1 protein-coding gene is annotated in these 1,925 nt (G+C 66.2%); it reads right to left on the bottom strand.

The window, feature by feature from the left end:
* The coding region (locus EAO76_RS44095; RefSeq protein WP_262376293.1) for a condensation domain-containing protein at positions 1 to 1,896 on the bottom strand (1,896 nt) is incomplete at its 3' end.
* Positions 1,897 to 1,925: the final 29 nt, after the last annotated feature.

The raw sequence follows: 1,925 nt of genomic DNA, 5'->3' as shown, positions 1-1,925 counted from the left end.
GTGGAAGTGGAGTCCTTCCTGGAGCGGGGAGAGCGGGAGGACGTCGACGAGCCCCGGATACGCGCTCTCCAGCACCTCGATCTCGCCCTGCGTCACCTCCACCAACCCGACGTCCGACGGCGTCAGACCACCCGCACCCGGCTCACCCGCCGCAACCACCAACGACTCCAGGACCTCCACCCACGCACGGGCAAGACCCTCCACCTCACCCTCACCGAACAAACCACCCGGCCACGCCCACACCGCCGACAACACCGAACCATCCACACCGTCCAACGTCAGAGCATTCACCTCCAACGCATGCGGCATCCGCATCGACGGATCCACCCCACCACCCACACCACCGGCCTCACCCACCGGCGACCAGTCACCACCCTGAGCAGCAAACCGACCCAGATAGTTGAACCCCACCTGCGGCTCCGGCAACCCCGCCAACACCCCACCCGCAACCGGATGCAAATACCTCAACAACCCGAACCCCACACCACGATCCGGCAACCCCCGCAACACCTCCTTCACACGCTTCACCGCACCGACCACACCCACCCCGTCCACATCCAGCCGCACCGGATAACGACTCGTGAACCACCCCACCGTCCGCGACAGATCCAACCCCTCCACCAACTGCTCACGCCCATGCCCCTCCAGATCCACCAACAAATCCCCACCACCCACACCACGCCCCTCACGCCACCGCGACACCGCCACACCCAAAGCCGCCAGCAACACCTCCTCCACACCAGCCCGGAACACACCCGGCACCCACGTCAACAACGCCGACGTCACACCCGCCGGAACCTCCACCGACACCGAACACGACGAACCCGCAACATCCACCACCGGATCCAGCACACGCGACGACAACAACACATCACCACCCGACAACACCCCCTCCCACAACCCCAACTCACCCACACGACCCTCCGCCAACCCCGGCAGAAGACCCGCCCACGCCCGATACGACGTCCCCACCGGCTCCAACACCGGCACCTCACCCACCACCACCGCACGCCACGCAGCCTCGAGATCCGGCAGAATCACCCGCCACGAAACCCCATCCACCACCAAGTGATGCACCACCAACAACAACCGACCCGAACGCCCCGCACCCGCGTCGAACCACACCACCTGCACCATCACCCCACCCTCAGGATCCAACCGCTCCCGAGCCGCATCCGCCTCCACCCGCACCAACTCCGACAACACACCACCATCACCACCCGACACATCCACCCGACGCACACACCCACCAGCAGAAACAGACCCCACCTCCCCCACCACAAGACCCCAACCACCATCACCCGAAACCTCAAGCCTCAACCGCAACGCATCATGACGATCCACCACCGCCTGCACCGCACCCACCAACGCACCCACACCCACACCCGCCGGCACCGACACCAACACCGACTGATGAAAACCACCCACACCCGACCCCAACTCACGCAACCAATGCACGATCGGAGCCGACACCACACCACCCACACCACCACCGGGTTCGGCGCCCCAGACGGTCCTGTCCCGGCTGTCCTCCTCGGCGGCCTCGGCCAGCGCCTCGACGGTCTTCAGCCGGAAGACGTCACGCGTGGTCAGGACGAGACCGGCGGTGCGGGCGCGGCTGACCAGCTGGATGGACATGATGCTGTCGCCGCCCAGGTCGAAGAAGCTGTCGTCCGCCCCGACCTCCTCCAGCCCCAGCACCTCGGCGAACAACCCGCACAGCACGACCTCACGCTCCGTACGCGGAGCCCTCCCCCGCACCACACCACCGAAATCAGGCGCCGGCAACGCACGCCGGTCCAACTTCCCGTTCGGATTCAGCGGCAGGGAATCCAACGACACGAACGCCACCGGAACCATGTACTCCGGCAACCGCTCCGCCACGAAACCACGCAACACCCCACCATCCACCGGCCCACCCACCG

The sequence above is a fragment of the Streptomyces sp. sk2.1 genome (assembly GCF_008120935.1).
Taxonomy (GTDB): domain Bacteria; phylum Actinomycetota; class Actinomycetes; order Streptomycetales; family Streptomycetaceae; genus Streptomyces.
Note: the sequence above shows the minus strand (reverse complement) of the source record. Positions and strands in the feature narration are given on the sequence as shown.